The sequence below is a fragment of the Cohnella rhizosphaerae genome (genome assembly GCF_029525575.1).
Classification (GTDB): domain Bacteria; phylum Bacillota; class Bacilli; order Paenibacillales; family Paenibacillaceae; genus Cohnella; species Cohnella rhizosphaerae.
Window position 1 is genome coordinate 2,204,198 of sequence record NZ_JAPDIA010000008.1, and the last position, 14,191, is coordinate 2,218,388.

Annotated in this window: 12 protein-coding genes and 5 pseudogenes; 14 read left to right on the top strand and 3 right to left on the bottom strand. The window is 62.1% G+C overall.

Annotation, left to right across the window (positions count from 1 at the left end; genetic code table 11):
* Window positions 1–353: 353 nt before the first annotated feature.
* A complete protein-coding gene (locus OMP40_RS33945) occupies window positions 354–1,040 on the bottom strand; it encodes a non-canonical purine NTP pyrophosphatase (protein WP_338131314.1) in 687 nt (228 codons plus the stop codon).
* Window positions 1,037–1,784 (bottom strand): annotated as a pseudogene (gene rph, locus OMP40_RS33950) (ribonuclease PH). The gene OMP40_RS33945 and the pseudogene rph overlap by 4 nt, the downstream one beginning before the upstream one ends.
* A gap of 241 nt (window positions 1,785–2,025) precedes the next feature.
* On the opposite strand from rph, the pseudogene OMP40_RS33955 reads away from it, so the two are divergent.
* The 5 genes and pseudogenes from OMP40_RS33955 to OMP40_RS33970 form a co-directional block, all read left to right on the top strand.
* Window positions 2,026–2,901: pseudogene (locus OMP40_RS33955) on the top strand (spore germination protein); the annotation flags it as partial.
* 61 nt (window positions 2,902–2,962) lie between these two features.
* Window positions 2,963–3,295, top strand: coding sequence for a spore germination protein (locus tag OMP40_RS42700; RefSeq protein ID WP_420872071.1), 333 nt, complete (start codon window positions 2,963–2,965; stop codon window positions 3,293–3,295).
* Between the two features lie 24 nt (window positions 3,296–3,319).
* Window positions 3,320–4,321: a hypothetical protein gene (locus OMP40_RS33960; RefSeq protein WP_277537891.1), complete on the top strand. Its 1,002-nt coding sequence runs from the start codon at window positions 3,320–3,322 to the stop codon at window positions 4,319–4,321.
* 4 nt (window positions 4,322–4,325) lie between these two features.
* Window positions 4,326–4,475 (top strand): hypothetical protein, encoded by a 150-nt coding sequence (locus OMP40_RS33965; protein WP_277537892.1) that lies wholly within the window; start codon window positions 4,326–4,328, stop codon window positions 4,473–4,475.
* Entirely contained in the window at window positions 4,472–5,569 is a 1,098-nt protein-coding gene (locus OMP40_RS33970; RefSeq protein ID WP_277537895.1) for a Ger(x)C family spore germination protein, read from the top strand. Before OMP40_RS33965 ends, OMP40_RS33970 begins: the two co-directional genes overlap by 4 nt.
* Before the next feature lie 28 nt (window positions 5,570–5,597).
* Here OMP40_RS33970 and OMP40_RS33975 read toward each other — a convergent pair whose 3' ends face one another.
* A complete protein-coding gene (locus OMP40_RS33975; protein WP_277538203.1) occupies window positions 5,598–6,680 on the bottom strand; it encodes a GerMN domain-containing protein in 1,083 nt (360 codons plus the stop codon).
* Between the two features lie 171 nt (window positions 6,681–6,851).
* On the opposite strand from OMP40_RS33975, the gene OMP40_RS33980 reads away from it, so the two are divergent.
* The 9 genes and pseudogenes from OMP40_RS33980 to OMP40_RS34010 all read left to right on the top strand — a co-directional run bounded on the left by OMP40_RS33980 (window position 6,852) and on the right by OMP40_RS34010 (window position 14,052).
* Window positions 6,852–7,406 carry a phosphatidylglycerophosphatase A family protein gene (locus tag OMP40_RS33980; protein ID WP_277537897.1) on the top strand — a complete coding sequence of 185 codons (555 nt, stop codon included), beginning with the start codon at window positions 6,852–6,854 and terminating at the stop codon, window positions 7,404–7,406.
* Between the two features lie 201 nt (window positions 7,407–7,607).
* Window positions 7,608–8,976: pseudogene (locus OMP40_RS33985) on the top strand (YheC/YheD family endospore coat-associated protein).
* Window positions 8,951–9,622: a YheC/YheD family protein gene (locus tag OMP40_RS33990; protein ID WP_277537899.1), complete on the top strand. Its 672-nt coding sequence runs from the start codon at window positions 8,951–8,953 to the stop codon at window positions 9,620–9,622. The pseudogene OMP40_RS33985 and the gene OMP40_RS33990 overlap by 26 nt, the downstream one beginning before the upstream one ends.
* Window positions 9,513–10,289, top strand: coding sequence for a YheC/YheD family protein (locus tag OMP40_RS33995; RefSeq protein WP_277537901.1), 777 nt, complete (start codon window positions 9,513–9,515; stop codon window positions 10,287–10,289). Before OMP40_RS33990 ends, OMP40_RS33995 begins: the two co-directional genes overlap by 110 nt.
* Window positions 10,180–11,554: pseudogene (locus OMP40_RS34000) on the top strand (YheC/YheD family endospore coat-associated protein). The gene OMP40_RS33995 and the pseudogene OMP40_RS34000 overlap by 110 nt, the downstream one beginning before the upstream one ends.
* Window positions 11,554–11,967, top strand: coding sequence for a hypothetical protein (locus OMP40_RS40825; protein WP_338131315.1), 414 nt, complete (start codon window positions 11,554–11,556; stop codon window positions 11,965–11,967). Before OMP40_RS34000 ends, OMP40_RS40825 begins: the two are co-directional and overlap by 1 nt.
* A pseudogene (locus OMP40_RS40830) lies at window positions 11,936–12,082 on the top strand (YheC/YheD family protein); the annotation flags it as partial. The gene OMP40_RS40825 and the pseudogene OMP40_RS40830, both read left to right, overlap by 32 nt.
* A gap of 73 nt (window positions 12,083–12,155) precedes the next feature.
* Window positions 12,156–12,734: a YheC/YheD family protein gene (locus OMP40_RS40835; protein WP_338131316.1), complete on the top strand. Its 579-nt coding sequence runs from the start codon at window positions 12,156–12,158 to the stop codon at window positions 12,732–12,734.
* Window positions 12,735–12,798: 64 nt separating this feature from the next.
* Window positions 12,799–14,052, top strand: coding sequence for a YheC/YheD family endospore coat-associated protein (locus OMP40_RS34010; RefSeq protein WP_277537902.1), 1,254 nt, complete (start codon window positions 12,799–12,801; stop codon window positions 14,050–14,052).
* Window positions 14,053–14,191 lie beyond the last annotated feature (139 nt).

Sequence of the window (14,191 nt, forward strand, 5' to 3'; positions counted from 1 at the left end):
GTCCTAATCAAGACTTCTTGCGGCCACAGGTGCGTCGGCGAGCTGAGGTCGTCCTAACCGGGACTTTTTTACGGGGTTCAAGTGTGTTTGCGAGCCGAAGAAGTTCTGATGGGGACTTCTTAAGGGCCAAGGTGCGTCGGCGAGCTGATGTAGTCCTAATCAAGACTTCTTGCGGCCACAGTGCGTCGGCGAGCTGAGGTCGTCCTAACCGAGACTACTTACTGGCCCGGGTGCATCGGCAGGCCGAAGTCGTCCTAGCCGAGACTTCTTGCGGCCACAGGTGAATTGGCGGGCCGAAGTCGTCCTAGCCGAGACTTCTTGCGGCCACAGGTCCGTTGGCGGGCCGAATCGTCCTATCCGAGACTTCCTTCCGCGCGATCAGCGATCCGCCCCTGTCCCTCCGAGGAGCTCCAGCAGCTTCGCCAGCGCCTGGCCGCGGTGGCTGATCGCGTTTTTTCGCCGACGCTCAGTTCCGCCATCGAACGGCCGTGCGCGGGAAGCCAGAACAGCGGATCGTAGCCGAATCCGCCCGAGCCGCGCGGCGCGCCGGTGACGATGCCTTCGACCGCGCCTTCCGCGCTCAGCGTGTCGCCGTCCGGCTTGTAGAGCACGAGGCAGCTGACGAAGCGGGCCGCGCTCAGCGCATCCGTCGCGCCGTCCGCCAGCGCGGCCGGCACGGAGGCGCCTGCCGCGCGCAGCTCGCGGATCAGCTTCGCGTTGTTGTCCGCGTCGGTCGCGCCTTCGCCGGCGTATCGCGCGGAATAGACGCCCGGCGCGCCGCCCAGCGCATCGACGCATAATCCCGAATCGTCCGCAAGCGCGGGCAGGCCGGTCGCGAGCGCGACCGCCCTGGCCTTGATCGCGGCGTTCGCCTCGAACGTATCGCCGTCCTCCACGATGTCCGGAATGTCCCGCCCGCCCTCGAATTCGGTCAGATCGGCCACCTTCACGCCAAGCGCCGCGAAGGCCGCCCTGAATTCGGCCGTCTTGCCTTTGTTGCGCGTCGCGACGAGCAGCGTATCTCCCTGTGCGAGCTTCATGTCCGCACCGTGCCGATCCGCGCGCCCGCTTCGCCGAGCGCTTGCTTCTGCAGCTCGATCAGCCTCGCGATGCCCGACTCCGCGAGCGCCAGCATGCCGTCCAGCTCGGCCCGCGAGAACGGCTGCTCCTCGCCCGTCCCCTGAACCTCGACGAACGCGCCGGCGCCCGTCATGACGACGTTCATGTCCACCTTCGCCTTGGAGTCTTCGGCATAGTTCAGGTCGAGCAGCGCGGCGTCGCCCAGGACGCCTACGCTGACCGAAGCCAAATAGTCGGTCAGCGGATACTTCGCGAACGCGTTCGTGCCCGCGAGCTTGTGTACGGCGAGCGCCAGCGCGATGAAGGCGCCCGTGATCGAGGTCGTGCGGGTGCCCCCGTCCGCCTGGAGCACGTCGCAGTCCAGCGTAATCGTCCGCTCGCCGAGCGCCTCGAGACTAACGACGGAACGCAGCGCCCGTCCGATCAACCGCTGGATTTCCATCGTGCGTCCGACCTGTTTGCCTTTCACCGACTCCCGCTGATTCCGCGAGTGCGTCGCTCTCGGCAGCATCGCGTATTCGGCGGTAACCCAACCCTTCCCCCTGGCCCTTCAGGAAAGGCGGCACGCGCTCCTCCACGGTAGCCGTGACGAGCACCTTCGTATCGCCCATCTCGATCTGCACCGAGCCCTCGGCGTATTTGTTCGGATTCAGCACGACGGCCATCGGTCTCAGCTCGCCGGGGTCTCTTCCGTCCGATCTCATGATTGCCATTCCTCCTTGAGCTAAAGCGGCGGGACAAGCACCCGCCGACAAATCCATCCCATTTTACCAGAGTGCACGGGCAAAAGCATCTTCTGACTACTCCGAAACGCCAAGGCTCGCTTGCGAATGAGCCGCCCGATTCAGGGCATCCTAGCCGGGAATGGAAATGAAAGGAGGTCCCGCCATGCTCGATAAAATCAAAGAAACCCTCGGCACGCCCGCCGACTTTACGGCAGAGACGATGGACAACGGCTACGCCAAAATGCAAATTTGCTTTTTTCCGGGCATGTGCGACATGGACCAGCTCAAAGACGGCATCGTAATCCCCTTTTCCTACCGGTTCGACCCTGACGAATTCCGCAGAATGCTGCATACCAGCATCGGGTTCATGAAAGACGTGCCCGAAGCGCAATGGGTCGATTTTTTGCTCAAAGGCTATATTCTTCTCGAATACGAAGGGGAAGTCTTCGTATTCCGCGCCATCCGCAGAATGCAGACCCAGCCCGACCAGACGCAGGTGGAGGCCTCCCTTCAAGGTCCGCAATCGGCCTTCACCGAGAACCTCGATCTCAATCTGACGCTGATCCGCAACCTGTACAACGTTCCCGAGCTGACGGTGGAAAACTTCGAGCCGCAAAACCAGTCCAAATCCAAAATCGCCTTGCTGTACGACCGCACCAGGCGCAACGCAACGACGCTGGATGAGGTGCGCAAACGGCTGCGAAACCTGGACAAAGGCCTGCTCCTCTCCGCGGGGCAGCTCGCCAAGCAGCTCTCTCAAACCAAATACCGCCTGTTTCCGATTACGCAGCTCACCGAGCGGCCCGACCGGCTCAGCATCCATCTGAACAAAGGAAAACTGGCCGTCCTGCTGGACGGCAGCCGGTTCGCCATCCTGCTGCCCGTCCACTTCTTCGACTTCATGTACGCGATGGACGACCATTACGAGCCTTCATGGATGAGCCGTTTTCTCATCGGACTTCGCTACATCTCGATGATCCTGACGCTCCTGCTGCCGGCGCTGTATATATCGATCGTCTCGTACAACCCCGAGGTATTCAGAGTCCAGCTCGCCTTCACGATCGACGGGAGCCGCGCGGCCGTGCCTTATCCTTCGTTCATCGAGGTGCTGCTCATGCTGTTCATGATCGAAGCGCTCATCGAGGCGAGCCTTCGGCTTGCCGCGTTCGGTCGGCTCGACGGCCGCGACGGTCGGCGGTCTGATCCTGGGGCAAGCCGCCCAGCAGGCGGGTCTGGTCAGCAGCATCATGATCATCGTGACGTCCGTCGTGGCCATTTCCAACTTCGTCATCCCCAATTCGACCTTCAGCTATTTCATTCGCATCTTGAAGTACGCGTTCGTTATCGTAGCCGTGTTCGCGGGGCTTGTCGGCGTCGTCGTCGGCCTGTTCATGCTCGTCGTGTACCTGTGCAACATGCGTAGCTTCGGCGAGCCGTACTTCGCTCTGTTCCAGAGCAAGGCCGGAAAAGCCAGCGACAAAGTCCAATAGACGTTCGGGAGGGAGGCGCGGCCTATGATCCGCTACTACTACTATCACATTTTTTACGTCGGCATGATGAATATCATGGTGCTCGTTCCGTACGTGCTGATCAGCCACCGGTTCGACGGGGCGGTGTCGTCGTTTCCGCTGGCCATCGCCCTCGGTACGCTCTACAGCTACGTGACCTCCAGCGTTTTCCAACGTTTCCCGGGACTTGGCCTGCCCGAGATCTACAAGCTTTTCCTGCCGGTCTGGCTCGCCAATTGCCTGAACCTGGTCGGCGTCGTCATCTGGTGCGTGGCAGGCATCATCGTCCTGTTCTCCTACTCGAACACGATCGGCATCTTCTTCGATCCGGAGGCCAGCGCCTACCTGAACCTGGCGATCATGGCCGCCGCCTCGATGTGGGCCGCCTCCCGCACGTCCCGTTCGGTCCAGTTCACGCACGAGGTGCTGCTCATCGTCAGTACGCCGATCATTTTGTGGATTCTGTTCAAAGCGCTGTTCAGCAACTGGCTCGACTGGGACGCCATCCGTCTTATCGCGGACGCGGGCATACGCCGGCCTCCTTCGATGATTTGCCTTTTCGCCTCCTCCTTCGTTTTTTCCGGTCACATGAACATTACGCTTTTCAACCGGCTCAACCCGCGCGACCTGAAGTTCAGGCTCCGGTGGACCATTCCGTTCGTAGGCGCGTTCTTTTTGCTCGTTTCCTTTTTCGTGCCGATCGGATTCCACGGGACGCAGGCCGTCGGCAACTATTTGTACGTGTGGAGCGTGACGACCGACAGCCTTCAGATGAAGTACGGCTTCATCCAGCGCGTGCTCTACCTGTTTTTGCTGCTCTATACGTTCCTGTCGCTCCTCTTCGTCATGAACACCTGGCATACGGGGATGGAGTTTCTCAAAGCCTGCTTTAAAAAAGTACAAGCCGCATACGGACGAAGTCGACGTGCCTGCCATCAACTGGTGGATCTGCGGTGCGCTGGCGGGGCTGACGTTCGCTTACGCTTATTTTACGAACGATATATTTAACCGCTTGGCCGCCGAGATTTGGCTGGTCTCCCGGTTTATCGTCGAATCCATACTGATCGTGCTCCTGTTCGTCTTCATCCTCATGAAGAAAAAAGGGCATATGAAGCGGATCGACGAGCCGCGAAACACGCAGAGCGGCGGTGCGAACCGATGATCTTAAAAAAAGCGCTGCTCCTCTGCTTGATTCTGACCTTGGTCCCCGCGCTGGGCGGCTGTCAGTTGAAGGACATCGACAAACGGTACTTCGTCGTCTCCGCCGGATTCGACTATTCGGACAATCCCGCCATGCCGTATCGCGTGTCGCTGCGGCTGGCTCTCCCTTCCTCCAAAGTCGAGGAGGGCGGCGCCATGTCCGTCGTGCAGACCGTCGACGCGGCGTCGATCGCGGAAGCCGTACGGCATTTGAAGTCGACCGTCGACAAAGAGCTTGAATTCGGGCATTGCCGCGAATTCATACTCGGACGCAAGCTGATCGAGAAAGACGGCATCGACAACTCCATGCAATGGCTGTCGCGGCGCCGCGATATTCAAAGCGTCTCGAACGTCATGATCGGCGAGCCCGACGCCTATTCCGTCGTCAATTTGAAACCCAAGTCCGAACGCTATCCCGGCAACTCCTTGTTCCTGTCGTTCGGCAATGAAGGAACGGAAGCCGCGAACACGGTAACGACCTATTTGTTCGATTTGTACCGAAGGTTGTACGAGACAGGACTCGATCCCGTCCTGCCCGTGGCGAGCCTGTTCGGGGACGCCTACCGGATCGATCGCGCTGCGATGCTGGACAAACAAAAAACGCGCCTCTTCCTCGATCCGGACGAGACGCTTTTGTTTAATATGACGGCCTTCGGCGTAGACAATACGATCATCGCGCTCCCCGACAAGCCCGTTAACATCGTGCTCGCCGCGACGCATACGACTTCAAAAATCAATCTCGCAGGCGGAGAGGATCCTGTCGCCGTCGTCAACATCCGCATCGAGGGCTTCCTCGAGCAAAGCCCTCCCCATCTTTTGGAGAAAGACTGGAGAGGGCTGGAGCATAAAATGGGCAAGCGATTTTCGGAGGAAGCCGAGAAACTGCTCTACAAGATACGCGACGCCGGCGTCGATCCGTACGGCTTCGGTCTCCACTACCTGGCCGATCACCATAACGGGAAAGGCCGGTGGGAAAAATGGAAACGTCTCTATCCGGACATACGGTTCGACGTGCGCGCAAGCGTATCGATTCAAGGATCCGGACTGATTCGCTAGCGGGTTCGCAACCGCCGATTCGGCAACCTTAGCCGGTGTAGGCGTTAATCTGCGCCGGGCGCTCCACCGGCTGCTCGTACGTAGCGCTGTCTGCGCCGGTGAGCTTGGTGCTGCCGTTGACGGCGACCGCGACCTTCGGAGCGCCCGTCGCCTCGGTCAGGGTCAGCACCAGGCCCTCCATCATCTCGGCCGGCATCGGCATCCCGGCGGCCCAGTCCTGCTCCTGCAGCTTGACCTGCACGGTATCCGACTTCAGGGCGAGCTCCTCCACCTTCGTATTCGCGAGCATGACGGCTTCGAGGCTGTTCGTGTCCTGCGGCCCTTTGATCAGCTCGCCCAGCGCGGCGCGAGCGCGGTCCTGCTGCCGCTCCACAAGACGGGTCACGGGCACGAAATAGCCGTCGCCCTGCTCGTTCTTGGCGGAGAAATAAAGCGTCACGGCCATCGAGTCGCTCACTTTGACCTGCGGGGAACGCTCCAGATTAATGCCGATGTTGCGCGTGAGCAGGCCTGGAACCGGGAGGCCGGAAGCCGGCAATTTCGCCATGTCTTGACCGGCGACGGTCAGATGCACCTTGTCGATGCCCGGCAGCTCCGTCATCGTCCAGACGATCGCCTCCAGCGCCTTGCGCTCGTCCGATGCCGGAATGCCGGACAGCGGCTTCGCGAAGTCGACGGTGACCGAGCCGGCTTCGGGATTTTTAACGACCTTCGACACGACCGTACCTTCGGGCAGCACCGGCGTGAAGCCCGGAGGCAACTGCCCCGCCAGCTTGGCGTCCGCGGTCATCCACGCCAGCGCTTCGATCTCCGGCGCGTCTTTCCCCGCCTTGCCTTCCTGCTTGGACCGGTCGAGCGTCATCGGCGCGACGTAGCCTCTGCTATCCTTCAGATACACGGTCAAGCCGTCCGCGATCGCGGAGCTTCCCATCGGCGCCATGGCGTCGTCGGCTGCCTGGAGCATCTGGTTTTCGACGGCGGAAGGGGGCGGGTCGATCGGACTTGTGGCGGTCTTTTCTACGCCCGAGATGCCGCAGCCGGTAACCGCGACGGCCAGTCCTCCAGCGGCCAGCAGCTTCCACAACGGTTTGCGAAAATGAACAGGTATCATCTTTGCCAATTCCTCCCGCAGGGGCGCCGCGCTTTATCGCTTCCCTCGTATTGTAGTACTATGTATACGAGCCCCCGGGAGAAATATGTACGGTTTGTCCGGCTCTTGCAAGGAATATAATGATCGTGATCGCTCGCAAGCGGGAGCGGCAACGGGAAAGAGGTGTGCATCATGTCCAATCCGGCCAACTACCGGCTTAATAGCAAGGAAGTCGCCCAGGCGACCATGGACTGGCTCGGCAAGCGCGGCGTCTCGAAGGAACAGATCGGCCAGCTGGTCATGCTGCTGCAAAAGGATTACTTCAAGGATCTGACGCTCGACGAGTGCGTGACGAACGTCGAGGCCGTGCTGTCCAAGCGCGAAGTCCAGAACGCGGTGCTGACCGGCATCCAGCTCGACATGCTCGCGGAGCAGGGCCAACTGCTGCCTCCGCTCCAGAACATGATCTGGCACGACGAGGGGCTCTACGGCTGCGACGAAGTGCTCGCGCTCAGCATCGTGAACGTTTACGGCAGCATCGGCCTCACGAACTTCGGTTACGTCGACAAATTCAAGCCCGGCGTGCTGAAAAAGCTGAACGAGAAAAACGGCAAGGACGTGCATACGTTCCTGGACGATATCGTCGGCGCCATCGCCGCGTCCGCGGCCAGCCGGATCGCCCATCGCAAGCAGGCGGAGCGCGAAGCCGTCGAGGAAGCCCTCGGCGAGCATACGCAAGCTGAATAACGCATGAGATTCGTCCTGCAACCAAACGCCCCCATTAGAGCGCCAAGGCGCTCTGACGGGGGGCGTTTTTTAGGCGGCGTCGGCCAATCACCTAAGGGTAGATGTCCTCATATGATGGTGTATTCTCGCCTGCGTCCGCAAAGCGGCCTATCCCTGGCCGTTCGAGGGCGGACTGCGAGCAAGTTGGAAGGAGCCGTCCACATGCCTACCCCAAAGGTCGACGTCCAGGTCGTAAGCTCAGGCATAATGGCCGATGACGTCCTGATGCTGGGGGGATTCGGTGATAAAGGCAGCCAAAATCCCGGCCCAGCAGCAGCTTATCCTGCAGTTCGGTTCCTTTCGCCAGTCGGTCACCGTGATCCCCGTGCCCCGATACGACGGGCTTCGCGTCGGGCACGCTCTGGCCAGGCGCATGGGACTCGCTACGGGCACGCCGCTGCGAATTCAGTACCGACCGGGATCCCGCACGCTGTCGCTCGGTCCCGTCATCGGCGTGCTGGTCAGCCGGGACTATCCGGCGCAGCCCGACAAGCCGTTCGGAAGCATCACGATGTTTTGCCGGGAGCTGGTGGACGCCTGCCGCAGCCAAGGCGCGTTCGTCTACTTTTTTACGCCCGGCGGCATCGGTTCCCGGAGCGGCGGCGTAGAGGGCTGGGTGTATCAGGGCGGCTGGCATCAGACCGTTCTTCCGGCGCCGGACGTCGTGAACAACCGGCTGACCTCGCGCAAGCTCGAGAACAAATCCAGCGTCCAGCAATTTCTGATCGACATCAAGCAGCGCTATGGCGCCCAAGTGTTCAACGAGAAGTTCCTGGACAAATCCGAAGTGTTCGACGCGCTCAAAGGCGATGCGGCGGTGCTGCGCTATTTGCCCGAATCCCATTCGCTTCAGAACTACGCGACGCTCAAAAACATGTGCGCCAGATACGCGTCCGTCTTTCTCAAGCCGGTGCGCGGCAGTCTAGGCAAAGGCATCATCCGGCTCAGCCGCGCGGGCCAGGAGGGCTGGACGGCTTCGTTCACGACCCCGCTGGGCACGCGCAAGCAAATGTATCCCAGCCTGATGAAGCTGTTCGGTGCGATCAGCGGCAAGATGAAAACCGTCCGGTATTTGATTCAGCAAGGCTTGACGCTCATCGAAATCGGCGGCCGGCCCGTCGACTTCCGGGCGCTGACGCAAAAAAACGCTTCGGGAAAGTGGGTCGTCACCTCGATCGTCGGCCGAATCGCGGGCAGCCAGCATTACGTGTCCAACCTCGCTCGCGGCGGCACGCTGTCCACGGTGAGGGAGGCGGTGGCCAGATCGAACATGGCGCCTGGCGCGCGCAAGGACGTATCGGCGCGGCTGCATAAGGCGGCGCTCGATATTTCCAAAGGCGTCGACGAACGCATCCCAGCTCACTTCGGCGAGCTCGGCGTCGATCTGGCGCTCGATACGTCGGGACGGGTATGGTTGCTGGAAGTGAATTCGAAGCCTTCCAAAAACGACAACACGCCACTAAACGAGGGGAAAATCCGCCCGTCCGTGCGGATGATGATTCAATATGCCCGTTACCTTGCAGGATTCTGACGGCGCGGGCCGCGGCGCCCGGCGATCGGCGTCCGGCGTTCGGCGCGCCCGTGCGCGGAAGGATCGCTCCGCCGACGGGAACGCGCTGCGCCCGATCGGCATTCTGGTCAGCGAACGAAGCGAATATGTCCGCGGCGATGCGGCGGCGCCGTTCGCCGAAGCGGACTTCATCCGGCGTCTGATGGCCGCCGCTCCCCGGCATGGGCTCGTCGCGTATGCGTTCGATCCCGCGTCGTGGGACAGCCGCACGAACGCCGTCGCCGGCTGGCGCTCCACCGATCGCGGATGGCAGAGGGAAGCCGTGGAGGCGCCCTCCCTGCTCTACGACCGGCTCTGGCCGGACGACCGCGCGTCCCGCGAACGCAGCTTCGCCGCGCTGCGCATCATGCGGGAGCGCGGCGGCTTCAGGCTGCTGAACGGCAGCCTGCCGGGCAAGACCGCCGTGTTGCGGGCGCTGTCCCGCTGTCCCGAGATTCGCCCGCTGCTGCCGCCGTCCGCCCCTTACCGGGGCGAACGCTCGCTCGTCGACTGGATCGATGCGAGGGGCGGCGCAGCCTTCCTCAAGCCCGCCGGCGGCTCGCAGGGAAAAGGCGCGCTGGTCCTCGCGCAGTCGCAGGGCGGGGGGCTGGACGCTGAGCGGCCGTGACGCTTCCGGCGGCCTGCTGCGGGCGCGCAGGCTCCCTCGCCGGGAAGCGCTGCGCGAAGTCGCCGCCCGGATCGGCCATCGTCCGTATGTGATGCAGCCGCTGCTTAAGCTTCGCGGACCGGACGGAGAGCCCTTCGATCTGCGCGCGCTCATGCAGAAGGATGGCGGCGGCGCCTGGCGAACGACCGGGATCGCGGTCCGAACGGGCGCGCCCGAATCCGTGACCGCCAATCTTCACGGCGGCGGGGTCGCCCGGCCGGCAGGCCCTTATCTCGCCGGATTGTTCGGCGAGCCGGAGACGTCGCGGCTGCTCGAGCGCCTTCGCAAGGCTTCGGACGGCATCGTCTTGCGCCTTGAGCAATTGTACGGTCGCTTCGCGGAGCTCGGCCTCGATTACGGCATCGACCGCGAAGGCCGGATCTGGTTTCTCGAAGCGAACACGAAGCCCGGACGCGCGTCCATGACCGCAGCCGGAGAAGCGGCCATGTCGGATGCGATTCACAACCCATTGGCCTATGCGCGTTACATCCTGCTTGTATCATCTGGGAGGGTATGTCATGAGTTTGACCTTGTGCAACGTTCACTTCACGCAGCAAGCGGAGAAGGTCGTATGGCTGTCCAGCCCGCTCGCCAAAATGCTGAAGGTGGACGGTCGCAGAACGATTAACGTGAAGCTGGGCCGGGATGTCGTGCCCGCCGCCCTGAAAACCTTGAAGCGCAAGGGACATCACGTCTTCCTGTCCGCCGGGCTCCGGCGCTCCGTCCGCGTTCCGAAGTCGGGCAACGTCTACCTGGCCGACGCGAACGGCGACGAGATCCAGCTCGGACCGCTCATCGGCGTGCTGACGGACGGCGACCGCTCGCAGACCGCGCCGTTCGGCGCCCGCACCGGCTTCGTCAAGCAATTGCTCGCGATCGGCCAGAAGAAGGCGTATTTTTTCGCGTTCACCCCCAAGGACATCAACTGGCAGCAGGAGACGGTGCACGGCTGGTTCCTCGACGGCGGCGGCGGCTGGGTGCGGCGCGTCGTGCCGCTGCCCGACGTCGTGTACAACCGGCTCCCGAGCAGGCGCGCGGAGACCGGCAGCTATATCACCTCCCTGCGGGAAAAATTCGTTCGCAGGCACATCCCGATTTTCAACTGGAGCTTCTTCAACAAGTCCGACGTGTACAGCCTGCTGGACAACGACCCGGAGGCGCTTGCCCATCTCCCTGAATCGATCAACAACCCGACGTCCGAAAAAAATCAAAGAGCTGCTCGAAAAACATCATTTCCTTTATTATAAGCCGACCGGCGGCAGCCTGGGCATGGGCATCTACCGCCTGACCTACCATCCGAAGCGAGGTTACTTCGTCCGCTACCGCAGAGGCGCGAGCAACGTTCTGCTGCGGTTCACCACCTTCGCGAGCCTCGTCCGGATGCTCAAAGCCCGCCACGGCGCGCGCTTGTCCGGCTATGTCGTGCAGCAGGGAATCCGGCTCATCGAGATCGACCACTGCCCGATCGACTTCCGCTTCCACATGCATAAAAACGGCGACAACCGTTGGGTCGTAGCCGGCATCGGCGCGAAAAAAGCGGGCCGCGGCAGCGTGACGACCCACGTCAAAAACGGCGGTCAGCTTATGACGCCGGAACAGGCGCTTAGCCGGACGTTCGGCGACCGCTCGTCCGAGGTGCTGCAAAACGCCAAGGATGTCGCCGTCAAGCTGTCCGAGGCGATCGAACGCAACTATACGCATACGCTCGGAGAGCTCGGCCTGGATATCGGCATCGACAAAGACGGGGAGATCTGGATGTTCGAGGCGAACGCGAAGCCGGGCCGCTCGATCTTTAAGCATCCCGCGCTCAAGGAGCAGGGCAAGGCCTCGCTCGAATATATCCTCGACCACTGTCTCTATCTCAGCAAATTCCGCAGGAAGGATGAGTCCTGATGCTACGACCAGCCGCAGCAGAACCTGGCGCGCTCGCCTTGGCGCCCGGAACCGCGAACGTGCAGGCGCAGGAGAAGCCCGTGCTCGCGATCTTGACGATCGACGACGACCTGCAGCTGTTCCGAGGCAACCGCCAGAACTTCGCCGACCTGCTCCAAACCGGCGAGGAACAGGGGTTCCTGACGTACGTCGTGACCGTCCGCAACCTGAAGCTCACCGCGCCTCGCGTGTTGGGCTTCACCTACAACGCGCCCAAAGATTTATGGCTCAAGTCGTGGTTCCCCCCGTCCGACGCTCGTGTACAACCGCATTCCGCAGCGCGAGGACGAGAGACTGCCCTGGGTGCGCAAAAAGCTGGCCAAAATCGCCAATCAACCCGACATGGCTTTTTTCAACCGCCGGTTTTTCAATAAATGGTCGTTGTTCAAATGGCTGAGCGCGTATAAAACGACGCGGGAATTCGTCCCCGAGACGAAGCGCCTGACCGAACAATCGGTGCTGGCCGGCATGCTGCGCCGCCATCCGCTCGTGTATCTGAAGCCTGTGATGGGCAAGGCCGGCGTCGGTATCATGACGGTCAAGATCTCTCCTCAAAAAAAACTTGCCTTACCGCCTGCAGGTGCAGGACGAAAAGGGCAGCAGCACGTACCATTGCTCGACGCTCAGCCGGCTCTGGCTGCGGGTGCGCGCCAATGCGAAAAACCAATCCGAGCCTTATATCGCCCAACAGGGAATCTCGCTCGCGAAAGTGAACGGGCGACCGTTCGACCTGCGCGCGCTCGTTCAGAAAAACGCGGACGGCCTTTGGGAGCTGACCGGCATCGGCGCGCGGATGGCGGGCTCGTCGAGCATTACGACGCATGTGCCGCGCGGCGGCTCGATCGAGGATCCGGAGCGGCTGCTCGCAGCCGTATTCGGACCCGAAAAGGCGCAGCAAGTCTTCTCGAAGGTCCGCCAGACCGTGATCGTGCTGGCTTCCCGGATCGAGCGTTCCGCCCGCAGCCGGCTGTTCGAAATGTCGATGGACCTGGGAATCGACGAGGAAGGGCATATGTGGTTTTTCGAGGCGAACTCGAAACCGATGAAATTCGACGAGCCGCATATTCGCAAAAAATCGCTCGAGCGTATTTTTCAGTACGGCCAATATATCCATCGGCGGCGTCAGCAAGAACGAAGGTAAGGCGGGACGCCGGCGATGAGACCGGACGCTCCCATGCGGCAGATTCCGAACCGAGGTGACGAACGTGGCGGCGCAGCCGACGCTTGGCATATTGACGCTATACTTGAACGACCGCAAGCTGCTGGAGGAAAAACCCGTCTATGCGCGGATGACCGCGATCGGACGCAAGCACGGCCTCTCCGTGTTCGTCTTCACGCCGGACGACGTCGACGACGCCGGCGACCGCATCCACGCGATGTTCTACCTTCCGGAATCGCGGACGTGGGAACGCCGATGGGTCCGGTTTCCGCAGCTGATCTACGACCGCTGCCGGATCCAGCGCAGCGCGAGATTCCAGCGGCTGCTCGCTTTCAGGCGGAAATACGGCCATTTGACGTTCCTGAACCGTCCGCTGCGCAACAAGTGGACCGTACACCGAACGCTGGGCAAAGTAGCCGCGTTCGAGCCTCATCTGCCTTCGACGCGGTTCTACGATTCGCCCGACGACGTGCAGGCGATGCTGCGCAAGCATTCGCTCGTCTACGTGAAGCCGATCAACGGTACGGGCGGCCGCGGCATCCTGCGGGTCGAGCGGATGAAAGACGGGACGTTCGCGGTGCAAGGCCGGGACCACGGCCGCCGCATCGTAACGCCAAGACGGGTGTCCAAGGAGCAATTGGCCGGCGTACTGCGGTCGTGGGATAAGCATGGCGACCGGTATATCGTGCAGCAAGGGCTCCATATCCGGCTGCCGAGCGGGCGGGTGCACGATTACAGAATGCTTGTGCAAAAAAACGGCGAGGGCGAATGGACCGTGACCGGCTGCGCCGGTCGCGTCGGTCCGCCCCGCAGCATTACGAGCAATCTGCATGGCGGCGGCAGGGCCGTGCCTATGAAAACGCTGCTGCGCGAATGGATCGGCAGCGAGGAGCGCATCGGCCAAGTCCGCAAGACCGCCGAGACGCTCGGCATCGGCGTAGCGCGCCATCTTGAGCGCACCTACGGCGCGCTCTGCGAGCTCGCGCTGGATCTGGCGATCGACCGCGAGGGGCGCGTATGGCTGCTCGAGGTCAATCCGAAGCCCGCGCGCGAGGTATTCATCCAGGCGGGCGAGCGCGACGTGTACCGGACGGCGCTGTCGCGCCCGATCGAGTACGCGGTATGGCTCCATCGCCAGCGCCGGCTCTCGCGCACCGGCAAAAGCCGCCTGCCGGCCAGCGCCGGCCCGGCCAGTGCCGGGTCCGCAGGCATGGGCGCGGGAGCCGCCGCCGAGGCCGGGTTCGACAACTGGCCGCAGTCAGTCGCCGGCCAATCGGCCGGCGGCGGTCCGCTCTTTTGATCGAAGCGCCTCGCCCCGACATCATTGTCATCGCTTCTATACAACGGAGCATTGCCTTAGTCGCCCCCCTACGAACGATCGTTTTGCTTTCTGCAGGCTTGGTTCCTGCTCGATCGCCGCAAACAAAAAAACAGAGTCG

What these genes read in the sequence shown, in the direction of transcription:
- OMP40_RS33990 (WP_277537899.1), top strand. Translation starts at nt 8,951, where the DNA reads ATGCCCGTTACCTTGCAGGATTCTGACGGCGCGGGCCGCGGCGCCCGG.
- OMP40_RS33960 (WP_277537891.1), top strand. Translation starts at nt 3,320, where the DNA reads ATGATCCGCTACTACTACTATCACATTTTTTACGTCGGCATGATGAAT.
- OMP40_RS33980 (WP_277537897.1), top strand. Translation starts at nt 6,852, where the DNA reads ATGTCCAATCCGGCCAACTACCGGCTTAATAGCAAGGAAGTCGCCCAG.
- OMP40_RS33945 (WP_338131314.1), bottom strand. Translation starts at nt 1,040, where the DNA reads ATGAAGCTCGCACAGGGAGATACGCTGCTCGTCGCGACGCGCAACAAA.
- OMP40_RS33975 (WP_277538203.1), bottom strand. Translation starts at nt 6,680, where the DNA reads ATGATACCTGTTCATTTTCGCAAACCGTTGTGGAAGCTGCTGGCCGCT.
- OMP40_RS33970 (WP_277537895.1), top strand. Translation starts at nt 4,472, where the DNA reads ATGATCTTAAAAAAAGCGCTGCTCCTCTGCTTGATTCTGACCTTGGTC.
- OMP40_RS33995 (WP_277537901.1), top strand. Translation starts at nt 9,513, where the DNA reads ATGCGAGGGGCGGCGCAGCCTTCCTCAAGCCCGCCGGCGGCTCGCAGG.
- OMP40_RS40825 (WP_338131315.1), top strand. Translation starts at nt 11,554, where the DNA reads ATGCTACGACCAGCCGCAGCAGAACCTGGCGCGCTCGCCTTGGCGCCC.